At 68.3% G+C, this 21,283-nt stretch carries 16 protein-coding genes; 2 read left to right on the top strand and 14 right to left on the bottom strand.

The window, feature by feature from the left end; all coding sequences use genetic code 11:
* Positions 1–172 precede the first annotated feature (172 nt).
* The 11 genes from ACCD06_RS29310 to ACCD06_RS29260 form a co-directional block, all read right to left on the bottom strand.
* Positions 173–5,554: a PAS domain S-box protein gene (locus tag ACCD06_RS29310; protein WP_413345485.1), complete on the bottom strand. Its 5,382-nt coding sequence runs from the start codon at positions 5,552–5,554 to the stop codon at positions 173–175.
* A 95-nt stretch (positions 5,555–5,649) separates the two neighbouring features.
* On the bottom strand, positions 5,650–6,852 hold the full coding sequence (locus ACCD06_RS29305; protein WP_413345483.1) for a two-component system response regulator: 1,203 nt from the start codon (positions 6,850–6,852) through the stop codon (positions 5,650–5,652).
* A gap of 335 nt (positions 6,853–7,187) precedes the next feature.
* Positions 7,188–7,532, bottom strand: a complete 345-nt coding sequence (gene mnhG / locus ACCD06_RS29300) for a monovalent cation/H(+) antiporter subunit G (RefSeq protein ID WP_085082769.1) — start codon at positions 7,530–7,532, stop codon at positions 7,188–7,190.
* Positions 7,529–7,810 carry a K+/H+ antiporter subunit F gene (locus tag ACCD06_RS29295; RefSeq protein WP_085082767.1) on the bottom strand — a complete coding sequence of 94 codons (282 nt, stop codon included), beginning with the start codon at positions 7,808–7,810 and terminating at the stop codon, positions 7,529–7,531. Before ACCD06_RS29295 ends, mnhG begins: the two co-directional genes overlap by 4 nt.
* The gene (locus ACCD06_RS29290; RefSeq protein ID WP_413345481.1) at positions 7,807–8,295 is read right to left on the bottom strand and encodes a Na+/H+ antiporter subunit E; all 489 of its coding nucleotides are present in this window, start codon (positions 8,293–8,295) and stop codon (positions 7,807–7,809) included. Before ACCD06_RS29290 ends, ACCD06_RS29295 begins: the two co-directional genes overlap by 4 nt.
* The gene (locus ACCD06_RS29285; protein ID WP_413345479.1) at positions 8,292–9,923 is read right to left on the bottom strand and encodes a monovalent cation/H+ antiporter subunit D; all 1,632 of its coding nucleotides are present in this window, start codon (positions 9,921–9,923) and stop codon (positions 8,292–8,294) included. Before ACCD06_RS29285 ends, ACCD06_RS29290 begins: the two co-directional genes overlap by 4 nt.
* On the bottom strand, positions 9,920–10,264 hold the full coding sequence (locus ACCD06_RS29280) for a Na+/H+ antiporter subunit C (RefSeq protein WP_085082761.1): 345 nt from the start codon (positions 10,262–10,264) through the stop codon (positions 9,920–9,922). The genes ACCD06_RS29285 and ACCD06_RS29280 overlap by 4 nt, the downstream gene beginning before the upstream one ends.
* Complete coding sequence (locus ACCD06_RS29275) at positions 10,264–13,245, bottom strand: monovalent cation/H+ antiporter subunit A (RefSeq protein WP_136701646.1); 2,982 nt, start codon at positions 13,243–13,245, stop codon at positions 10,264–10,266. Before ACCD06_RS29275 ends, ACCD06_RS29280 begins: the two co-directional genes overlap by 1 nt.
* Positions 13,246–13,295: 50 nt before the next feature.
* Positions 13,296–13,799 carry a PTS sugar transporter subunit IIA gene (locus ACCD06_RS29270; RefSeq protein ID WP_413345476.1) on the bottom strand — a complete coding sequence of 168 codons (504 nt, stop codon included), beginning with the start codon at positions 13,797–13,799 and terminating at the stop codon, positions 13,296–13,298.
* Entirely contained in the window at positions 13,796–14,179 is a 384-nt protein-coding gene (locus ACCD06_RS29265) for a universal stress protein (RefSeq protein WP_413345474.1), read from the bottom strand. The genes ACCD06_RS29270 and ACCD06_RS29265 overlap by 4 nt, the downstream gene beginning before the upstream one ends.
* Before the next feature lie 67 nt (positions 14,180–14,246).
* Positions 14,247–15,101 carry a universal stress protein gene (locus ACCD06_RS29260; RefSeq protein WP_413345471.1) on the bottom strand — a complete coding sequence of 285 codons (855 nt, stop codon included), beginning with the start codon at positions 15,099–15,101 and terminating at the stop codon, positions 14,247–14,249.
* Positions 15,102–15,268: 167 nt separating this feature from the next.
* Here ACCD06_RS29260 and ACCD06_RS29255 point away from each other — a divergent pair, with 167 nt between their 5' ends.
* The gene (locus ACCD06_RS29255; protein WP_136701648.1) at positions 15,269–16,882 is read left to right on the top strand and encodes an MASE1 domain-containing protein; all 1,614 of its coding nucleotides are present in this window, start codon (positions 15,269–15,271) and stop codon (positions 16,880–16,882) included.
* Entirely contained in the window at positions 16,872–17,492 is a 621-nt protein-coding gene (locus ACCD06_RS29250; protein WP_413345469.1) for a response regulator transcription factor, read from the top strand. The genes ACCD06_RS29255 and ACCD06_RS29250 overlap by 11 nt, the downstream gene beginning before the upstream one ends.
* 36 nt (positions 17,493–17,528) lie before the next feature.
* On the opposite strand, the gene ACCD06_RS29245 is transcribed toward ACCD06_RS29250, so the two are convergent.
* The 3 genes from ACCD06_RS29245 to ACCD06_RS29235 are packed head-to-tail and all read right to left on the bottom strand — an operon-like array spanning position 17,529 to position 21,273.
* Positions 17,529–19,913, bottom strand: coding sequence for a xanthine dehydrogenase family protein molybdopterin-binding subunit (locus tag ACCD06_RS29245; protein WP_413345467.1), 2,385 nt, complete (start codon positions 19,911–19,913; stop codon positions 17,529–17,531).
* Positions 19,910–20,407, bottom strand: coding sequence for a (2Fe-2S)-binding protein (locus ACCD06_RS29240; RefSeq protein WP_413345465.1), 498 nt, complete (start codon positions 20,405–20,407; stop codon positions 19,910–19,912). The genes ACCD06_RS29245 and ACCD06_RS29240 overlap by 4 nt, the downstream gene beginning before the upstream one ends.
* On the bottom strand, positions 20,404–21,273 hold the full coding sequence (locus tag ACCD06_RS29235) for an FAD binding domain-containing protein (RefSeq protein ID WP_413345463.1): 870 nt from the start codon (positions 21,271–21,273) through the stop codon (positions 20,404–20,406). Before ACCD06_RS29235 ends, ACCD06_RS29240 begins: the two co-directional genes overlap by 4 nt.
* Between the last annotated feature and the right edge of the window lie 10 nt (positions 21,274–21,283).

The following is a 21,283-nucleotide window of genomic DNA, read 5'->3' as shown; positions in this document are numbered from 1 at the left end:
CCGAAGAGTCCGGTTATACTCAGCCCACAGTCACGCCGAGGCGGTGATTCTTCTCTCGTGCTTTACGAAAAATTCAAGAAGGTCTTCTTTACTGAACTGCTTTGCCGCGGCGCTTACGTATAGGATATAGTAGATCTGCCTTTTTTCCATCGATACACGCCCCCTTTCTTACTCATTCACCATCTTCTAGACACTTGGCGACACCGACCCGCAGGGCGTTGAGAGCCTCGTCGAAAGCGAAGTCTTCAATGAGCCGTGCGACGGCGTCGGCATGGTGGCCGAGCACCGAACGCAATTCACCCTCATGTGCGTGAAAGAGGGTACTCGCCGCCATATCATCAGCCGCAAGCAGTGCCTCAAGGTCCTTGATGACCGCACGCATGCGTGATGGGTCGACCGACGACACCATGGCTTTCTGCCCGGACGCCGCCGGCAGGGCCAGCGCGATCGCGGCTTTCAGCGTCTCTACGCTCTGCCCGACGGCTCGAGCGCGCGCCATGAGCCCGTTCAGGGCTTCCGGGCCGGCACCGGGTTTGGGCAAGGCAGCAATGGCCGCTTCCAGCGACGCCGCCTCATCGCGCAGGCGGAGCGCACCAAGGGTTGCGGCGACACCCTTCAGAGTGTGTGCCGCCCGCCGGGCTCCGATGAAATCGCCGATGACGAGAGAGGCAGCAGCCGCATCCGTCTGGTGGTCCTGGACGAAGCGGGACAACAGACGCAGGTAAAGGTCCAGCCGTCCGTTTGCCGCCTTCAGTCCCAACCCGACATCAAGTCCCGGCACCGCTTCCAACTTCCTGCGCACGGCATCCGATACATCTTTGTCAGAAGAATCGACCGTCCGACCCGACGATGGTGAGCTGCCTTTCCCCGTCGTGACAGGCCTTTGCGGCAACCAACGGAGCAGTGCCGCGTACAGCGCCTCGGGATCGACCGGCTTGGCGATGTGGTCGTCCATGCCCGCGTTCAGGCAGGCCTGCCGGTCCTCGTCAAAGGCATTCGCCGTTATCGCCAGGATCGGCGTCCGAGCGTGCAGCGGAAAGCCACGGATGGCGCGGGTCGCGGTCAGACCATCCATTTCCGGCATCTGCATGTCCATCAGGATGAGGTCGTAGGCTGCAGCCTGCGCCATGTCCACGGCATGCCGCCCGTCCCGGGCGACGTCGACCTCAAGGCCAACCTCGTTGAGCAATTCGAGTGCGACCTCCTGGTTGACCGGGTTATCCTCGGCCAGAAGCACACGGCTGCCCGGTCGCTGGCGCAAACGCGCTTCAGCTTCGCCGGGCGCCAGCTCATGGACGGGGACCCTCGCTCCCGACAGCAGTTCCTCAAGCGCGTCGGTCAAGCGCGAGGGGGAAAGCGGCTTGATGAGCACGCTCGCATAGCCGGTGCGGACCAGTTCGTCCCTGGACACGCCGTCGCCATACGCGCTGACCAGCAGGCATGAGGGCGGCCGTGCCAGCGGCATGGCCATGAGGCGGCGGCCGACCTCCAGCCCGTCCATCCCCGGCATCTGCCAGTCCACCAGCATAAGGTCGAACGGCCTGCCGGCTGCCTCCGCGGCGGCCACACAAGCAAGCGCGTCCTGGCCGCTCGACACCGCCGTGACCAGGATGCCGATTTGGTCAAGCATGTCGGAGAGCGACTCCCGCGCTTCCTGCAGATCGTCGACCACCAGCACCTGCCGCCCCTTCAGGTCGACCGCGGGCGTCCGCTCCGGCGGGACGCTCCTCACAATGCCCAGAGGCAATTCGATCCAGAAGGTACTGCCCACGCCCAAGCTGCTCTCGACGCCGATGCGCCCGCCCATCAGCTCTGTGAGGTGGCGGCTGATCGCCAGTCCCAGACCCGTTCCACCGTACCGCCGCGTGGTCGAGGTGTCGGCCTGCTGAAAGGGCTGGAACAGGCGATCCTTCTGCTCGGGGGTCAACCCGATGCCGGTGTCGGTGACCTCGAAGCGGACGACAACGCCTTGTGCGGTGGTCGCGACGGCCCGGCCACGCAGACTGACACTGCCGGCATCCGTGAACTTGACGGCATTGCTCATGAAGTTGAGCAGGATCTGCCCAAGGCGCAGTTCGTCCCCGCGCAACATGTGGGGGACATCCCGCAGATCGAGGACGATTTCCAGACCCTTCGCCGCCGCCTTGTCGCGAATCAGCGCGCAGACCCGCTCGACAACCCGCTCGACGTCGAGGTCGGCCAGTTCGAGTTCCAGCTTTCCGGCGTCGATCTTCGAGAGATCAAGAATGTCGTTGATGAGAGAGAGAAGGTGGTGTGCGGCATCGGATATGGTGTCGAGCTTCTTGGCCTGATCCGGGTCGGCGCTTTTGCGGCGCAAGAGATGAGTGGTGCCGACGATGGCGTTCATCGGCGTCCGGATCTCGTGGCTCATGTTGGCGAGGAAATCCGACTTCGCGCGGGCCGCATCTTCGGCCAGCGCACGGGCGCGGGCCATTTCCTCGATGGCTTTGCGTTCCGCCGTGATGTCGTCGATGACCCACACCGATCCCCGTTCGTGATCGTTGGGATCGACCGCCCTGGCGTTCATCCGTGCCCAGAACAGACTGCCGTCGCGACGCGACAGCTGCTGCTCCCGCCGGTGGGCTTCACCGCGCCAGATCTGGTCATAGCACTCGTTGCCCAGGTTCCAGGCATCCTCGTCCGCGTACCAGATGCGCGTCGGCTTGCCGATCATTTCGCCCGGCGGCCAGCCGAACATCTCATGCAGCCTCATGTTGCCCTGCTGCAGGATGCGGTCCTTGATCAGCACGATGCCCGAGGTGGCGGACTCGAAGATGGCCTGCTGTTCCGCCGCTGAAATGCGCAAGGCCTCGGCGGCTTCACGTTCGGCCGTGATGTCCTCGAGGATGGCGACCAGCCCCCGGTCGAGGTCGGCCGGATCGATCGCGCGGGCATAGATGCGCGCCCAGAACCGGCTGCCGTCGTGCCGCACATATCGTTGCGCACGCACATGGGTCTGGCCAAGCCGGAGTTGCGTATAGATGTCGTCGCCCGCCGCCATCCAGGCCGCTTCGTCTTCGTACCATTGGCGGGTGGACGTCCCGATCATGGCGCCGGCCGGGCAGGCGAAGAGTTCTTCCATGCGGTGGTTGCAGTGGTGGACGTAACGGTCGCGGATCAGGGCGATACCGACACTCGCGGCGTCGAAGATGGCTTCCTGCTGCTGGTTGGCGGCAAGAAGCTCGGCCGTTCGTTCGGCAACCAGCTGCTCCAGCTGATGGCGATGCCGCTCGAGTTCCTCGGCCATCCGCTTCTTCTCGGTGATGTCCTCCTTGATGGCGAGATAATGGCTCACACTTCCGTCGGGCTGCCGCACCGGAGCGATATGGGCCAGTTCGATGTACTCGCTGCCGTCCTTGCGCCGGTTGACCAGTTCGCCGTGCCAGATGTTGCCGGTGGTCAGCGCGTCCCACATCGCGCGGTAGGCGGCCGGGTCGGTCCGGCCCGACTGCAGAACGCGCGGATTCCGACCGATCACCTCGTCGCGGTCGTAGCCGGTGTTGCGGCAGAATGCGTCGTTCACATACTCGATACAGGCGTTGAGGTCGGTGATGACGATGCTTTCGGGGCTCTGGTTCACCGCCAGGAACAGCTTGCGGAGCAGATCCTCCTGCCGGCGGCGTTCGGTGACGATCTCCTTGACGGCCACGTAATGCGTGATCACGCCGGTGTCGTCACGCAACGGCACGATGGAGGCCGCTTCGATCTCCTGGCGGCCGTCGCGCGTAAGGTTGATGAACTCGCCGCTCCAGGCCTCGCCACGGGTCAGCGCACTCCACATCGCCTCGTATGTCGCGCTCGGCGTCTTCCCGGACTTGAGGAAACGCGGATTGCGGCCGAGGGCGTGCTCGCGGCTGTAGCCGGTGGCGCGGGTGAAGGCGTCGTTCACGTACGTGATGTTTCCCGAGAGGTCGGTGATCACCACCAGGTTGGGGCTCTGCTCCACGACCAGGGAGAGTTTGCGGATTTCGTCGCGCGCCACTTTGGCCTGGGAGATGTCCTCCCACAGCGCCAGCAGATACTCACGATCACCCTGCCGGAAGGCCGAAACGTTGACGCGGACGTCGAAAACCGAGCCGTCCTTCCGTCGATGACGGCTCTCGAGCTGAAATCCGCCGTCCCTCAGGGCTCTTTGGGCATTGCGCTGCAACTGGTCGCGCGGAATCTCATCCTGGATGGCGGGGAGGTCGAGCGCCAGAAGTTCCTCCTCGCTGTAACCGAGTTGGCGGCAGGCTGCGGCATTGACCTTGAGGAACCTGAGGGAAACCGGATCGATCACCTCGACGGCTAGCGGCGAGAATTCGACGACGGCGTTGATCAGCGCCTGCTGGTCCTGCTTTTTGGTTTCGTCCCGCTTTCTGCGCACCGCCATCTGCAGGCGCAGGGCAACGGCCTCGATCAGGGCGGCTTCCTCGTCCAGGAACGGAGCGCCGGCCCCGGCGGGCAATGGGGCGTGGTAGATTACGGCGACGGTACCGGCCACGCCGTCTCCGTCGACGAACGTGGCAGCCAGCCGCTGTCCGTCCATCTCCTCACCGAACAGCACGGTCCCATACGCGATCTGCCCGGCGGCATGCTCCGGATAGCGCATGGCGGCAGGCAGCAACGCCGCAACCATTTCAAGGATCGTCGGCACGTCCAGATCGGTGCGTTCGGTGATGCGGGCGACTTCGTACAGGCAGGAAAGCTCCTTCATCCGCTCGCCCAGGTCGGCTTCGGCCTTCTGGCGCAGCATCAGGGAATCCCGGAAGCTGAGCACCGCCCGGCCCATGTCGCGCAGCACGCTCCGGCTATCGGAGGCGATGGACCGCACGCGGTCGAACCCGGCGGGATGGATGTTGCCGTCGGCCAGATCGAGCAGAGCATGGCTGATCAAGCGGACCCGGAGGAACGTCCAGCGGGCGAGAAGCACCCACATCACCACGAGCCCCAGGTTCAGGCCGACCCCCGCGATCATCAGGCGGGAGGTTCGGTCATGCAGCATCCTGGTCTGGCGCGCTTCGCGTTCGCCGGAGGAGCGGACGATTCCCTCGACGATGGCATGGGCATGGTGCGACAGGTTGGCGAAAATGGTGGCCGCGCTATAGGCGAAGTCGCGCGCACGGGGAGGGTCGATGGCAGCCAGATCGGTTGCCGTGACGATGTGGTTGCGGTAGTCGTCGAACCACCTGATCGCCATATCCGTGTGTTCGGAAACCCGCTCCAGTGCCCTCAGCTGGTCCGCCATGGTGGTCAGCGTCTCGATGAATCCGGCATGGATGCGATAGACCTCGCCTTCATCCAGGCGCCCGCCGGCGGCGTCGTCCAGCGTTGTCGCCACCTGCGCCTGCACCTCATCCAGGGCGGCATTGAAGCGGCTGGCCGCCTCGATGGCCTGGACATCGCGTTCGGACTCCAGATTGACGGCCCGCTGGCTCTCGCTCAGGCTCCAGAAGGACAGCAGGTTGATCGCCACCGACAGCGCCACGATCACCAGGACCGGGAGCAGCAGCAGGCGGAAATACGGGGTGGACGAGGTCCGGCGCGTCGGCATGCCCTCTCCTACTGCGCGAGTTCGAGCCATCGGGAAGCCGGTATGCCGGCACCGTGATCCATGGCGTCATTCCCCTTCGGACGGAAGGATCGTGTTCATTCGCGACTCACTGCGTTTCCACCCTGAGGCTTGACCGTCATGTCCGTCTCGGGATCGGCGAAGCGCCGGGCGATATCGGCGAAGCGCTCGCGGCAGGCCAGGAAGGCGTCGACCACATCGGGATCGAAATGCGTGCCGCTCCCCTGGGCGATGATCCGGGTCGTTTCCTCCAGGCCCATGGCCGGCTTGTAGATGCGCCGGCACATCAGCGCATCGAAGACGTCGGCCAGCGCCATCAGGCGGGCCGACACCGGGATGGCGTCGCCCGCCAGCCCGGAGGGATAACCGCTGCCATCCCATTTCTCGTGGTGGCGGAGGGCGATCTCCTGGGCGACCCGCATGAAGGCGAAGGCGCCCGAAGCCTGTGCCACCGCAGCGGCATCGGCGCTGGCCAAGGTGCCCCTCATCGCCTTTTCGATGGCGTCGGCCCCGATTCTGGGGTGCTCCTTCATGATCGCAAATTCTGCCTGATCGTAGCGGCCGGGCTTGCGCAGGATGGCGTCCGGTATGCCCACCTTGCCGATGTCGTGCAGGGGAGCGGCCTTCACGATCATGTCCAGAAGCGGGCCGGCAAGCGCATCCCGGAATCGCACGTGCCCGGCAAGATGCCGCGCCAGGACCTCGACATAGCTCCGCGTGCGGACGATATGGAGCCCGGTCTCGTTGTCGCGCGCCTCGCCCAGGCAGGCAAGGGCACGGATGCCAAGATCCTGGATCAGCAGGTTTTCGCTCATCCGCCGCGCCACTTCGGCTTCCAGCCAGTCGTTCTGGCGGGTCAGCCGGTCGCGGGCGTGCTTCAGTTCAAGATGCGTGCGCACACGCGCCAGCACGATGGCGGGGGTAATCGGCTTGGTGATGTAGTCGACCGCCCCCAGGGACAGGCCCAGTTCCTCGTCCTCGGTCGCGCCCATTGCGGTGACGAAGATCACCGGCATGCCGCAGGTGGCGGGATCGGCCCGCAGGCGGCGCAGCACCTCGTGACCGTCCAGCACGGGCATCATCACGTCCAGCAGGATCAGGTCGGGGCGCGGTTCGCTGTGCGCGGCACGAAGGGCCCGTTCCCCGGAGTTGACGGCGCGGACACGGTAATGCGGCTGCAGCACTTCGCCCAGGATCAGCAGATTCTGCGGCGTGTCGTCCACGATCAGGATCGTTGAGGGCGGAGCGGATCCGTCCACCGCGGGATGATCGGTGTTCATGGGCTGCTCCATCCGACCGGCCGCCGCATCGTCATGGCTCCCCTCCCGTCGTCGGCAGGCAAAGGTAGGTGGTCACCGCACGCTCTCGGGAGCTTCCTACTCTCGTCAAGCATTCCACCAACCAATGAATGAAGCGTAACCGTGACCATAGGCATGTTCCATCATGCCGACGTTGGTGCGAAACTCTGCAAGGCGCTCTGCCCGGTGGATTTTTCAATGCGATCTGGTCGGCGGCAACACCGGCGGCGCCATCACGAACAGCTACGCACAACCAGTGACGAACCCCGGCTGGAGGCGTCCTTGGCTCGGGTGACCGCCAGCTCGGGGGACCGCCCTCAAGTCGACGGCGGCACGTCGTCGTTGCCTTCCGTGCGGTCGCGATACAGCGCCGCGCGGGCCAGCAGCATCAGGGTGATGGGCGTCGTGACGACCATCAACACCGTGATCAGCACCTCATGCAGCACGGGGCGTGACTGCAGAACCGAGAAGAACAGCATGGACGCGATCAGCACGAAGCCGATGCCCAGCGTCGACCCCAGCGTCGGGGCGTGGATCCGTTCGTAGAAGCTGCCGAACCGCAGCAGCCCGAACGAACCGATCAACGCCAGGGCGGCGCCGAGCAGGAGGAGCAGGGCGGTCAGCAGCGCTGCCCATGACGGGAGTTCGGCCAAGTGCGTCATTCGATCACCTCTCCACGCATGAGGAACTTGGCGATCGCCGCCGTCGAGACGAACCCGAGCAGGGCGATGATGAGCGCCGCCTCGAAATACAATGTGCTTGTCGTGCGGATGCCGAAGATCAGCAGCAGCATCGTCGCATTGACGTAAAGGGCGTCGAGCCCGACCACCCTGTCCTGCGCCCGCGGGCCCCGGAAGATGCGGACCACCGCGCAGCCCATGGCGAGGACCAGCAGGATCTGCGCTATGAGGATGGACCAGATCAGAATGGTCGTGATCATTCGAACACCTCGATCAGGCGTTTTTCGTACCGTTCCTTGATGGTTTCGATCCACACGCGCTCGTCGACGAGGTCGAGGATGTGAAGGAGCACGGTGTTCCCCGCGGAATCGTACTCCACCCAGATCGTGCCCGGCGTGGCCGTGATGATGCAGGCGAGCGCCGCCAGGCCATAGGGCGCGCGAAGGTCGAGCGGGATGCGCACGAAGCCCGAGGTCCGGTTCCTGGTGCCGGGCCGCAGGATGATCCGGGCGACCGCGTTGTTCGACCGGACGATGTCGCCCAGGACCACCAGCGTGAGCGTCAGCGCCGCCAGCGGCCGCCGGAAGCGCCCCTCCGGCGGCTCGAGCGGCATCAGCATCCGGACCGCGGCAATCGACAGGACGCCGCCCAGGATGACCGCGCCGGGCGACACACTCTCGTTCAGGATCAGCCACACGGCCAGCAGCGTTGCGGTCAGCAGGGGAAAGGGCAGCCACCGCGTCATCGGACGTCTCCTTCCTGTGGCCCAGACGGCCAGGGCGTCGGCAGGACGCCGCCGACATAGCCGTGCGGCGCGTGCATCGACCGGGCCGTGGCCTCCATGTAGCGCATCACGGGTCCGGCCTGGACGGAGAGCGCCACGCACATCGCCAGGAGCAGCATGACCGGCGCGAGTTCGACGACGCGCACGCGCGGGACGGTGACCGCCGGCGACGCCCAGAAGACGTCGATGCCGGTGCGGGTCATGGCCACAACCGTCGCCAGCCCGGACAGCACGAACGCGGCCAGCAGCACCCAGGTCGTCGCGGACACGCCGGCGCCGCCCGGAGACAGCAGGGGACCCAGCATGGCGAACTTGGCCAGGAATCCGGACAGCGGCGGCAGCCCCGCCAGGAGAATGGCGCAGGCAACGAAGCTGGAACCGAGGATCGCCATCGTCGCCGGTATGGGAACGCCGACCTGGTCATCCTCGTCCGCCTCCTCGTCCTCGCCGAATGCCTCGCGCGTAACGGCCAGCACGTCGGCGCCCAGCTCCCGGCCGCGTTCGACCAGCTCGATCAGCAGGAGGAAGCCGGCGATCCCCAGGACCGAACCGGTCAGGTAGAACAGCGCGCCCCCGGTCACCGCGACCTGCCCCGTCCCCACCGCCGCCAGCAGCGTGCCGGAGGAGACCAGCACGCTGGCCCCGGCGAGCCGCGCCATGTTCTGCGTCGCCAAGACCGCCACGGAGCCGAAGGTGATGGTCAGCAGCCCCCCGGCCAGCAGCCAGACACCGCCGAAACCCGCCGAGGCCCCGCCGCCCTCGCCGAACATCAGCAGCCACAGCCGCAGAACGGCGTAGATGCCGACCTTGCTGAGGATCGAGATGATGGCCGCCGACGCGGCGTTGACCGTGGCGTAGGTGTTCGGCAGCCAGAAGCCCAGCGGCCACATCCCCGCCTTGATCAGGAAGGCGATGCCCAGGATCGCCGCGCCCGCCTCCAGCAGCGCCCGGTCCTCGTTGGCGACGACCGCGATGCGGCTTGCGAGGTCGGCCATGCTGAGGGTGCCGGCCACGCCGTAGATCATGCTCACCCCGATCAGGAAGAGCAGGGAGGCCGCGAGGTTGATGACGAGATAATGCAGCCCGGCCCGGACACGGGCCAGGCCGGAGCCATGCAGCGCCAGGCCGTACGACGCGGCCAGCATGATCTCGAAGAAGACGAACAGGTTGAAGAGGTCGCCGGTGAGGAAGGCGCCGTTGAGCCCCATCAGCTGGAACTGGAACAGCGAATGGAAATGCGCCCCCGCGTTCTGCCAGCGCGCCAGCGAGAACATCAGCGCGGCGACCCCGAGGATGGCGGTCAGCACCAGCATCAATGCGGCGAGACGGTCCAGCACCAGCACGATGCCGAAGAGCGCCGGCCAGTCGCCCAGCCGGTACACGCGCACGGCGGCCTCCCCGCCGCCCGCGGGCATGCCGTCGGCCAGCAGAAGCAGAAGGATCGCCAGGACGAGCAGAGCCAGGGCCGACGCGAGGCCGATGGCGGCCTTAAGCGTCCGCCGCCGCTCGTCGATCAGCATCATCAGCGCCCCCGCCAGAAGCGGGATGATGATCGGGGCGATCGTCAGATGGTCCATCCAGCCGCTCATCGGTCCTTCTCCCGGCCATCCACGTGGTCGGTCCCTGTCAGGCCGCGCGCGGCCAGCAGCAGGACGAGGAACAGCGCCGTGGTGGCGAAGCTGATGACGATGGCGGTGAGCACCAGCGCCTGGGGCACAGGGTCGGCGTAGGTGGCGAGGTGGCCCATGGTTCCCCGTTCCAGCACGGGGACCGCCCCCGTGCGCAGCCCGCCGGTCGAGAAGATGAACAGGTTGACGGCGTAGGAGAGCAGCGAGAGGCCGATGATCACCTGGAAGGTCCGCGGCCGCAGCAGCAGCCACACGCCCGACCCCGTCAGCACGCCGATCCCAAGGGCGAGGATGAGTTCCATCAATCGTCTCCCATCGCTGTCGCGGCAGGTCCTGCCACGGGGGCGGCCGAGGGGGCGGCCAAGGGGGCTGCAAGCTCGTCGGCGGGGCGCGGCGCCGCGGCGCGGTGTCCGCGAACCGACTGGCGGGCGAGCGCGATCAGGGTCAGCATCGTGGCGCCGACGACCAGGGCGAAGACGCCGATGTCGAAGATCAGGGCGCTCGCCACCGGAACCGTGCCGACGAGGGGCAGTTCCGCGTAGCTGAAATAGGTCGTCAGGAAAGGACGTCCGAACGCCCAGGCGGCCAGGCCAGTGCCCGTCGCCAGCAGGAGGCCGAGACCCATCCAGCGCAGCGGAAGCACCCGCAGGCGCGCCTCGACCCACTGGGTCCCACCCAGCATGTACTGCAGGATCAGGGCGATGGACGCGGTCAGGCCAGCCGCGAAGCCCCCGCCGGGCAGATCGTGGCCGCGCAGCAGGAGGTACACCGCGACCAGACCGATGACCGGGAACAGCAGCCGGGCGATGATGGACGGGATCAGCAGCCAGTCGGCAACGGTGTCGCCCTCCCGCCGTCCCGGCCGGGCGATGTCGTGGGCGCTCTGGTCGCGCTGCTGTTCCGGAACATCGACGCTGTCGGGGGCCGGGCGGAAGCGCCGCAGCAGCGCATAGGCGGTGAGCGCCACCACGCCCAGGACGGTGATCTCGCCCAGCGTGTCGAAGCCGCGGAAATCCACGAGGATGACGTTGACCACGTTGGTGCCGCCCCCTTCCGTGTAGGAGCGCTCCAGGAAATGCTCCGCCAGGATCTCAGGCGGGAACCGGGTCATGACGCCGAACGCCAGAGCCGCCATGCCGAGACCGGCGGCGACGGCGATGGCGAGATCGCGCAGGCGGCGCGTCGCGGTGATGACCTCCGGCGGACGCGCGCCGGGCACGTCCAGGCGCTTGGGCAGCCAGCGCAGCCCGAGCAGGAGCAGGATGGTGGTGACGACTTCGACCAGCAGCTGGGTCAGTGCGAGGTCGGGCGCCGAGAACCAGACGAAGGTGACGCAGGTGACCAGTCCCGTGCCGCCGAGCAGGATCAGGGCGACGAGCCGGTGGTACTTGGCCTGCCACGCCGCGCCGACGGCGCAGGCCGCTCCGATCGCCCAGATCAGCGCCAGCACGGGATCGATGCCGGAGGGGATGAGGTTGCCGGGGCCGAGCCCGCGCAGCCAGACGGTCCAGCCCGCGGCCAGAACCGCCACGCACACCACCAGCCGCAGCTGGGGTTGCAGGCGCCGGGTGCCGAGCAGCCCCTCGAGTGTCCGCGCCAGACGCCAGGACAGGAAGACCATGGTGCGTTCGAACATGCGCTGGCCCTGCAGGCCGCCGATCAGCGGCGCCCCTTCCACGCCCTTTTTGAGATGCCGCTGGAGCAGGAGGTAGAGCGAGACGCCGGCGACCAGGGCGATCAGGCTCATCAGCAGGGGAAGGGTGAAGCCGTGCCAGACCGCGAGGCTGTAATCCGGCGTGGCGGCGCCCAAGGCCGCATGCGCCGCCATATCCAGATACGGCCCCACGGTGGCCGCCGGGAGAAGGCCGATGATGATGCAGGCCAGCACCAGGATCTCCACCGGGAACCGCATCCAGGTCGGCGGCTCGTGCGGCGTGAGCGGAAGGTCCACCGGGTCGGGGCCGAAGAAGGCGCCGTGGATGAAGCGCAGCGAGTAGGCCACGCTGAAGGCGCTCGCCACCGTGGCGGCGGCCGGAAGGACATCGAGGAGAAACGGCAGCGGCCCCTCGGCCGACAGCGCCTCGGCGAAGAACATCTCCTTGGACAGGAAGCCGTTGAGCAGCGGCACGCCGGCCATGGCCGCCGCCGCGACCAGGGCCAGCCGCGCGGTGAACGGCATGAAGCGGTTCAGGCCCGACAGGCGCCGGATGTCGCGCGTGCCGGTCTCGTGGTCGATGATGCCCGCGGCCATGAACAGCGACGCCTTGAACGTCGCGTGGTTGATGATGTGGAAGATCGCCGCCACCATGGCGAGCTTGCTGTTGAGGCCGAGCAGAAGCGTGATCAGTCCGAGATGGCTGATGGTCGAGTAGGCCAGCAGGCCCTTCAGGTCGTGCTGGAAGATGGCGATGTAGGCACCGAGGATCAGGGTGGTGACTCCGGCCGTGCCCACGATCCAGAACCAGGCGTCGGTCCCCGCCATCACCGGCCAGAGACGCGCCATCAGGAAGACCCCCGCCTTCACCAGCGTCGCCGAATGCAGGTAGGCGGAGACCGGCGTGGGCGCCGCCATGGCGTGCGGCAGCCAGAAGTGGAAGGGGAACTGCGCGCTCTTGGTCAGGGCGCCCAGGAGGATGAGGACCAGCGCCGGAAGATAGAGCGGATGGGCACGGATCCGGTCGCCCGAGGCCAGCACGGCGTCGAGGTCGTAGCTGCCCACGATGTGGCCGAGCACCAGCACGCCGGCGAACAGGCAGAGCCCGCCGGTGGCGGTGATGGTCAGCGCCATGCGGGCGCCGTCGCGCGCGGCCGCCAGATGATGCCAGTAGCCGATCAGCAGGAAGGAGAAGAGGCTGGTCAGTTCCCAGAAGAAGGCGAGCTGGATCAGGTTGCCGGAGATGACCACGCCGGTCATCGAGCCCATGAAGGCAAGGAGGAAGGCGAAGAAGCGCGGGACCGGGTCGTCCTCGGCCATGTAATACCGCGCGTAGACGATCACCAGCGCGCCGACGCCGGACACCATACCCGCGAACAGCCAGGCGAAGCCGTCCATTCTCAGGACGAGGTTGAGCCCGAGGGACGGCATCCACGCGATCTCGTGGCGGAGCACGCCGCCCGCCGCCACCGTCGGATAGCCGGCCCACACCAGCGCGACCCCGGCCGCGGCGATCCCACCGGCCAGCCACGCCGCAGCGTTGCGGGCGTGCGTCGGCAGCAGCCCGGCGGCAATTGCGCCGAGGAAGGGAAGACCGACGAGGGTCAGGAGCAGGAGGGCGTCGGGCATGCGTTCTTACACTTGATCGTCGTTGCGGTGGGGGTGGTCGACGACGGCGGTCATTCCCCGGGCGGCGTATCGTCCTGAGCCGGTTCGGGAGGAACTGCCTGGAGCACCAGCTGGACCACGTCCTCGGCCGTCTCCGCGGCACGCAGCCGGCGCAGCGTCTGCGGTTCGCGCAGGGCGCGACAGATTTCCGACATGGTGGGCAGCAGGCCCTTGCGGGCCGCAGCGGGCCAAAGCACCAGGAAGACGAGATCCACGGGCTCCTCGTCGCGGGCGTCGAAGTTGACGGCGCGGCGGAGCCGGGCGAACAGGACCAGCGGCGCCCGGGCATCCTGGATCTCGGCATGGGGAAGCGCGACCCCCCGGCCGAGCCCGGTGGAGCCGATCTTCTCGCGCGCCTGAAGCGCGCTGAGGACCTCCGGCTTGGGAAGTCCAAGCCGCTGCCCGGCTTCCTCCGCCAGAAGGTCGAGCAGGGCCGCCTTGTTGGGCGGCTCGGCGTCGAGAATGACGTTGGGTGCCGGTAGCAACTCCGGGATGCTCATCGCCGTCTCCATCATGGCGGACTGTCCGCGGTTTCCATTGGCTGGCCTCCGCCGTCAGTCCCTTCACGGACATCCGACATCTGCTGGACGACCAGAACATCGCACGGCACATCGTCCATGATCGTCTTGGCGACACTGCCGGCGATCAGTTCAACAATGGCGTTGCGCCTGTGCATGCCGAGGACCACCAGATCAACGTTTAGATCGCGGACGTAATTCCGCAAGAGCAGCTCCGGCGATCCACTCTCGACCATGACGCGCTCCGGCCACCGGGCGGCCGGCCGCCGGGCGAGTGCGCCCGTCCCGGACTCTGGCCTGAGCGGCACGACGTTGTGCCCGGCCGGCTCATTCTCCATGCGCCATTCCGGCGGCCATGGTTCACGGTCTACGTCCATCGGTCATCTCCGGTGTTTCTGCCCGCGGTGGAAGCGGGTGGCATCGCGGCTCCCGCAGCGCCGGGACTCAACGCTGACGGTCCCCGACCGAATCGCCCGCCAGCAGGGCGTCGCAGGGCAGGTCGGCGAGCACGTCCTGGGTGACGCTGCCCAGGAAGGCGCGCATCAGACCGTCGCGCCGGGCCGATCCCATCACCACCAGATCGTAGTGCCCGTACCGTGCAGCCCGGACGATCTCCGGAACCGGGTGACCGATCCGCACCTCGCGGGTGACGGCGGGACCGTCGGGAGCCATTCCCCTCAGCATCTCCCCGAACTCGCCGGCGAACTCATGGGTGATATCGCCGGCCGTGGCCCGCCCCGTCGGGGAGCGGGAGGCGAGCGGGAGGTCCGCAACATGCAGCAGGTGGAGGTTGCCGTCGCTCAACAGCCGACGCGCGGTCTCCACCGCAGCGCGCGACCGTTCGGAGAAGTCGACGGGAACCAGGGCACGGGCATAGGGGCCGTGCGGCTTGTCGCGCACGATCAGCACGGGGGTTTCGTCGGCGATGGCAATCCTTTCGACGGTGGGCGGCAGGAACACGTCTGCCAAGCCGTCATGCGCGTGGACGCCCACCACGACCAGATCGGGCCACCACAACCCGGCATAACCGGCGACCTGCGGTTCCACCGCAGCCCCCCGTACGGCGACCGCCCGCATCGTGAGGCCGGCGGCGCCCGGGACCGCGAGCAGATGGCGATGCAGTTCCGCCTCGATATGGTGGAGCGGCAAATGGGCGTACGGACCGTCCCCGTCATGGACGACGTGCAGGGCGGTCAGCTCGGCACCGGACTGGCGGGCGAGTTGCGCCGCGCGCTCCATCGCCCGATCCGATTTCGGTTCGAGGTCGGTGGCCAGCAGAATTCGTCGCAGGTTCTTCATGGCTGTACTCCCCGCCCCAAACGGGCGTGCTGCATTCGGGCATTCATGTTCAGGACATGATCGGGAATGGCCGCCGGCCCTGTCTATGCCGGCTAATACGGATTGCATCGCGCCCGGCCGTTCCTATCGTTACAGGCGGGATCACCACATCGATCGGGCGGGAGGACATGCCGAAGGATCTCCGGGGCCGCTGGGTCTTCGTGCCGGCCTATCTGGCCGCTCACCTGGCCTTGGACTGGATCAGCTTCATCCACGAGGTCGCGCCGCTCAACATCACCCCATGGAACCCCCCTGCCGGGCTGATGATGGGAATGCTGATCGTCGTCGGCTTCCGCGCCGTGCCGCTGGCGTGGCTGGGATTGATGGTGGCCGACCTGATGGTGCGCGACCTGCCCGTCGCCCTGTGGGTGACGGCGGTGGCGAACGGCATCCTCGCCGCCGGTTACGGCGGGGCGGCCTGGGTGCTGCGCCGGCGGCTCGGTCTCGACCCCCGCCTCGCCAAATTGCGCGACATCGTGCTGCTGCTCGTCGGCGCGGCGATGACGCCGCTGGCGGTGGGGGCGGGTTACATCGCTCTCCACACACTGATCGGCCTGTTCCCCTGGTCGGGTTTCGCCGGGGCCCTGTTGCGCTACTGGGTCGGGGAGGTCATCGGAATCGCGGTGCTGACACCCGTCGTGCTGGTCGCCCTGCGCGGCACGGTGCCCCGGGCGTCCTGGAGGGGTGCGGCCGAGATGGCGGCGTACGGCCTGCTCATCGGCGTCACGCTGTGGCTGGATTTCGGCCCGCTCGCCTCGGCCCAGTACGAGCACTTCTACCTGTTGTTCCTGCCGGCGGTGGCGGTGGCCGTAAGGCACGGGCTGGCGGGGGCGGCGCTTGCCTCGGCCGTCACCCAGGGCGGGCTGATCGTCGCGATCCAGGTGACCGGGGTGGAGACGGCGCGGACCACCCATTTCCAGCTTCTCATGCTGACCCTGGCGGTCACCGCGCTGCTGCTGGGCGCCGTGGTCAGCGAGCGCCGCCGGGTCGAAGCGGTGATCCGCGAGCGCCAATCGGACCTCGACCGCGCGTCGCGCCTGACCGAAGCCGGCGAGATGGCGGCGGCCCTGGCGCACGAACTGAACCAGCCGCTGTCGGCCGCCATGAGCTACGCCCGTGCCGCCCGCAAGATCGCCAAGCTCGAACAGGCCTCGCCCCGCCTGAATGAGATCCTCGACAAGACCGTGGTGCAGGCCGAACGGGCCGACAGGGTGATCCGCAGCCTGCGCGATTTCGTGCGCAAGGGGCGCAGCGACCCTGCGCCGCTGTCGGTCGGTGCGCTGATCGCCGATTGCCTGGCGTTGGCGGCCCCCGTCGCCGGGCAGCATTCCGTGTCCATCCAGGCCGAGGTGGCGCCCGGCCTGCCGGCCGTCAGCGGCGACGCGGTGCAGCTGCAGCAGGTGATCCTCAACCTCGTGCGCAACGCGGCCGAGGCGATGGACTCCCCCGATCCCCGCCTGCGGCGCATCGTTGTCTTCGCTCACCCCGCAACCGAGGCGGGCTTCGTCACGGTCGGCGTGCGCGACAGCGGGCCGGGGCTGTCGGATGTCGTGGAGCGGAACCTGTTCGCCCCGTTCGTCACCACCAAAGCCACGGGCATGGGGCTGGGCCTGTCCATCGCCCACAGCATCGTCGAGGGGCACGGCGGCACCCTGACCAGCGAGCGCCTGCCCCACGGGGAGACGGTGTTCCGCTTCACCCTGCCCATCCACGGATCCGGGACCGACTTCGATGACGCCTGATGTTCCCGTCATCTTCATCGTCGATGACGACGAGGCCGTCCGCGACGCGCTGGCGGTGCATTTGGAACTGGCCGGGCTGACCGTCCGCCTCTGTGCGTCGGCCGCCGAGTTCCTGGCCGCCGCCGATCCCGACCAGCCGGGCTGCGCGGTGATCGACATCCGGATGCCGGGCATGGACGGTCTGACGCTGCAGCAGGAGATGATCCGGCGCGGCCTTAGCCTGCCGGTGATCGTCATCACCGGACATGGCGACGTTCCCGCCGCCGTCCGTGCCTTCCGGGCCGGCGCCGTGGACTTCCTGCAGAAGCCGTTCGACGAGGACCTGCTCATCGAGCGGGTGCGCGAAGCCTGCGAACGCGACCGGATCGAACGGCAGGCGGGCCTCGAGGCGGCGGAGATCCGTCACCGGATGACCCTGCTCACCCCGCGCGAGCGCGAGGTGGTGGAACTGGTGGCCCAAGGCCTTCCCAACAAGATCATCGCCCGCCGGCTGGACATTGGGATCCGCACGGTGGAGACCCACCGCGCCCGCGTCCTGGAGAAGATGGGCATGCGCAACGCCTCCGAACTTGCCCGCGCGCTGACGCGGCTGGAGCAGGGAAGCGCCTGATCCTCTGTCGCAAGCGCCGGACAAAACCGCTCCGGGTCAGCCGGCGAGGTGGGGGTGCAGGGCGTGCAGGATCTTCTCCGGGGTGATCGGCTGCGCGGTCAGGCGGACGGCGAAGGGCCGCAGGGCGTCGTTGATTGCGTTCATCACCGCCGCCGGCGCCCCGGCGGTCCCGGCCTCGCCGGCGCCCTTGGCGCCCAGTTCGGACGAGCGCGTCGGCGTCTCGACGTGGGCCACCTCGATGTCGGGCATCTCGCCGGCCATCGGCACCAGATAGTCGGCCATGCTGCCGTTGCGCATCACGCCGTTCTCGTCATACAGGCATTCCTCGAACAGCACGCCGCCCAGCCCCTGCACGACGGCGCCGCGGATCTGCTCGTCGACCAGCAGGGGGTTGAGCACCCGGCCGCAATCCTCGACCACCCAGTGCTTCAGCAGCGTCACCACGCCGGTCTCCACATCCACCTCGACATGGGAAACCTGGATGCCGTTGGTGAAGATGAAGGGATAGTCGCGCTGGGCGTAATGGCGGGTGACCACCAGTTCCGGCTGGAAGCCGGCGGGCAGCAGATCCGGGCGGAAATGGGCGAGGCTGCCCAGCTCGGCCAGATCCATCAGGGCGACGCCCTCGGCGGTGTCGATCACCGAGCCGCCGGCGATGCGCAGCCGCTCCACCGGCAGGCCCAGATGGACGGCGGCGAACTCCAGCAGGTTGGCGCGCAGCTGCCGGCTGGCCTGGAGCACCGCCTCGCCGCCGATCCCGGCGCCGCGCGACGCCCAGGTGCCGCCGCCATAGGGGGTGGCGGCGGTGTCGCCGGTCAGCACCCGGACCCGGTCCATCGGCACCCCGACCTCGTCGGCGACGATCTGGGCGAAGATGGTCTCGGTGCCCTGGCCCTGCTCGCCGACACCGCTGGCGCAATGGACGATGCCGGTCGGATCGAGCCGCACGGTGGCGCCGTCCTGCGAGGCGATGCGCGCGCCGCCGGTGCCGTAGAAGGCGGCGCCGGGGTTGGTCAGCTCGATCAGCACGGCGATGCCGATGCCGCGATGGATGCCCTTGGCGCGCAGCTCGGCCTGTTCGCGGCGGAGCGCGGGGAAATCCACCATCTCCTCCAGACGGGCCAGACAGCGCTGGTGGGACAGGCTCTCCAGCAGGATGCCCGACGCCCCCTTGCGGGGGAAGCTGTCGTCGGCCATCAGGTTGCGCCGGCGCAGCTCCAGCGGGTCCATTCCCAGCGTCGCGGCGGCCAGATCGACGATGCCCTCGGTCACGGCGCAGGCGATGGGGTGGCCGACGCCGCGATACTGGCTGGTCTGCACCTTGTTCTGGAATACCACGTCCAGCGTGGCGCGGTAGTGCGGATGGTCATAGGGGCCGCCGCACAGGTTGATGACCTGGTTGCCCTCCACCGCGCTGGTGCGCGGGTACATCGAATAGGGGCCGATGCCGGTCAGGTCGGCGATGTCGAAGGCGAGGAAACGGCCGTCGCGGGTTAGCGCCAGCCGGGCCTTGACCCGATGCTCGCGGGCGTGGATGTCGGTGACGAAGGATTCCAGCCGGTCGGCGACGAACTTGACCGGCCGCCCCAGCAGCACCGACAGGGCGACGGTGGCGAAATCGTCGGCGTAGGCGTGGACCTTGATGCCGAACGACCCGCCGACATCCTTGCAGAGCACCCGCACGTCGGCCTCGGGAATCCCCATCAGCCGGGCGTAGAGGTCGCCCATCATGTGGGGCGCCTGATGCGAATGGTGGACGGTCAGCCGCCGTTCGGCCGGGTTGTAGTCGGCCAGGACCGAGCGCGGCTCCAGCGTGACACCGGTGTGGCGCCCGAAATCATAGGTCTCCTCCACCACGACATCCGCCGCGGCGAAGGCGTCGTCCACCCCGCCGCTGTCGACCTCGCGGTGGAAGCACAGGTTGTCGCCCAGCTCGGGGTGGATCACCGGGGTGCCGGGGTCGAGCGCGGTGTCCATGCGGGTCACCGCCGGCAGCACCTCCCACGTGACCTCGACCGCCTGCATGGCGTCCTCGGCCTGGGCGCGAGTCTGCGCCACCACCGCCACCACCGCCTCGCCCTGCCAGCAGGCGCGGTCGACGGCCATGGCGTGCTGCGGCGGCGAGCGCATGCCGGCCAGATGGGACAGCGCGCCGACGAAGGGCGCGCAGATCTCCGCCAGTTGGCGGCCGTCGACGATGGCGACCACCCCCGGCATGTCGAGCGCCGCGGCGGCGTCGATCCGCAGGATGCGGGCGTGGGCGTGCGGGCTGCGCAGATAGGCCACATGGACCATCCGCGGCAGCTCGACGTCGTCGACATAGGTGCCGCGGCCTTCGACCAGCCGGCGGGCATTGGGGCGCGGCACGGCTCGGCCGACGATTTTTTCGACGGTGACGGCGCGGGGGGTGATGTTGTTCATGGCTGTGTCCCCCTTGCGCCGGCCCGGCGGCGCTCGCCCACGGCTTCGATGGCGTCGACGACGGCGTGGTAGCCGGTGCAGCGGCAGTAGTTGCCGGAAATATGCTCGCGGATGCGGGCGCGGTCGGCCTCGGGCTCGGCTTGCAGCAGGGCGTCGGCGGTCAGCAGCAGCCCCGCCGTGCAGAAGCCGCATTGCAGGGCGTTGCGCTCCAGGAAGGCGTCCTGGAGGTCGCGGATCGCGCCGCTTTCGGACTTGCCCTCGATGGTCTCCACCATGGCGCCGTCGGCCTGGACCGCCAGCGTCAGGCAGGAGCGCACGATCTCGTCGTCGACCACCACGGTGCAGGCGCCGCACACCCCGTGCTCGCAACCGAGATGGGTGCCCTTCAGCCCCAGCTCCTCGCGCAGGAAGTCGCCGAGATGCAGGCGCGGTTCGATCCAGCGCTCGTACACCATGCCGTTGACGGTGATGTTGACCAGGATCCTGTCGGTCACGATTGTGCGTCCTCCGCCATGAGAGACTGGATGCCGCGGCGCAGCAGCACGCCGGCGAGGTGGAGCTTGGTCGTGGCGGCGGCGTAGAGATCGCCGGCCGGGGCCAGCTCGCCGCCCAGTTCGGCCACCGCCCGGTCCAGCGCCGCAGGCTCGGCCCGGCCGCCGGCCAGCGCCGCTTCCGCCGCCCGCGCCCGCACCGGTGTGCCGCCGACGCCGAAATAGACGATGCGCGGATCGTCCAGCCGTCCGTCCGTCACGTCGCCGGCCAGCGCCAGCCCGACCGTGGCGTAGTCGCCGTGGCGGCGGGCCAGCTCGGTGAAAGAGAAGCGGCGCTGCGGGCCGGGCAGGGGGAATTGCACGGCGGTGATGAGTTCGTCCGGGCGCAGCGCCGTCTGGTACAGGCCGAGGAAGAAGTCGGCCGCCGCCACCGTCCGGCTGCGGGTGCCGTCGCTCAAGGTAAGCGCGCCGTCGGCCGCCACGGTGCAGGCCGGCCATTCCGCCGCCGGATCGGCGAAGGCGATGGACCCGCCGAAGGTGCCGCGGTTGCGGATGGCGGCGTGGGCGATGTGGGGGGCCGCCAGCGACAGCAGCGGCAGATGCCGGGCGACCAGGGCGGAACGCTCGACATCGACATGGCGGGCGAGCGCCCCGATGCGCAGATGCCCGTCGGCCACCGCGATGCCCTGCATTTCGGCGATGCCGCGGATGTCGATCAGCAGCGACGGTTCGGACAGCCGCATCCCGAGGGTGGCCAGCAAGGTCTGCCCCCCCGCGATCAGCCGGGCCTCGTCGCCGTGCTCGCGCAGCAGGGCGGCGGCGGCGGCGACGCTGTCGACGCGCCGGTATGCGAAGGGGGGCGCCTTCATGGCCGTTGGT

It is taken from the genome of Azospirillum sp. CT11-132, assembly GCF_047302835.1.
In the GTDB taxonomy this organism is placed as follows: domain Bacteria; phylum Pseudomonadota; class Alphaproteobacteria; order Azospirillales; family Azospirillaceae; genus Azospirillum.
Note: the sequence above shows the minus strand (reverse complement) of the source record. Positions and strands in the feature narration are given on the sequence as shown.

Coding starts and splice junctions, on each gene's coding strand:
- ACCD06_RS29285 (WP_413345479.1), bottom strand. CDS start 9,923: ATGAGCGGCTGGATGGACCATCTGACGATCGCCCCGATCATCATCCCG.
- ACCD06_RS29310 (WP_413345485.1), bottom strand. CDS start 5,554: ATGCCGACGCGCCGGACCTCGTCCACCCCGTATTTCCGCCTGCTGCTG.
- ACCD06_RS29295 (WP_085082767.1), bottom strand. CDS start 7,810: ATGATCACGACCATTCTGATCTGGTCCATCCTCATAGCGCAGATCCTG.
- ACCD06_RS29235 (WP_413345463.1), bottom strand. CDS start 21,273: ATGAAGGCGCCCCCCTTCGCATACCGGCGCGTCGACAGCGTCGCCGCC.
- ACCD06_RS29275 (WP_136701646.1), bottom strand. CDS start 13,245: ATGCCCGACGCCCTCCTGCTCCTGACCCTCGTCGGTCTTCCCTTCCTC.
- ACCD06_RS29245 (WP_413345467.1), bottom strand. CDS start 19,913: ATGAACAACATCACCCCCCGCGCCGTCACCGTCGAAAAAATCGTCGGC.
- ACCD06_RS29270 (WP_413345476.1), bottom strand. CDS start 13,799: ATGATGGAGACGGCGATGAGCATCCCGGAGTTGCTACCGGCACCCAAC.
- ACCD06_RS29290 (WP_413345481.1), bottom strand. CDS start 8,295: ATGACGCGGTGGCTGCCCTTTCCCCTGCTGACCGCAACGCTGCTGGCC.
- mnhG (WP_085082769.1), bottom strand. CDS start 7,532: ATGACGCACTTGGCCGAACTCCCGTCATGGGCAGCGCTGCTGACCGCC.
- ACCD06_RS29305 (WP_413345483.1), bottom strand. CDS start 6,852: ATGAACACCGATCATCCCGCGGTGGACGGATCCGCTCCGCCCTCAACG.
- ACCD06_RS29280 (WP_085082761.1), bottom strand. CDS start 10,264: ATGGAACTCATCCTCGCCCTTGGGATCGGCGTGCTGACGGGGTCGGGC.
- ACCD06_RS29260 (WP_413345471.1), bottom strand. CDS start 15,101: ATGAAGAACCTGCGACGAATTCTGCTGGCCACCGACCTCGAACCGAAA.
- ACCD06_RS29265 (WP_413345474.1), bottom strand. CDS start 14,179: ATGGACGTAGACCGTGAACCATGGCCGCCGGAATGGCGCATGGAGAAT.
- ACCD06_RS29255 (WP_136701648.1), top strand. CDS start 15,269: ATGCCGAAGGATCTCCGGGGCCGCTGGGTCTTCGTGCCGGCCTATCTG.
- ACCD06_RS29250 (WP_413345469.1), top strand. CDS start 16,872: ATGACGCCTGATGTTCCCGTCATCTTCATCGTCGATGACGACGAGGCC.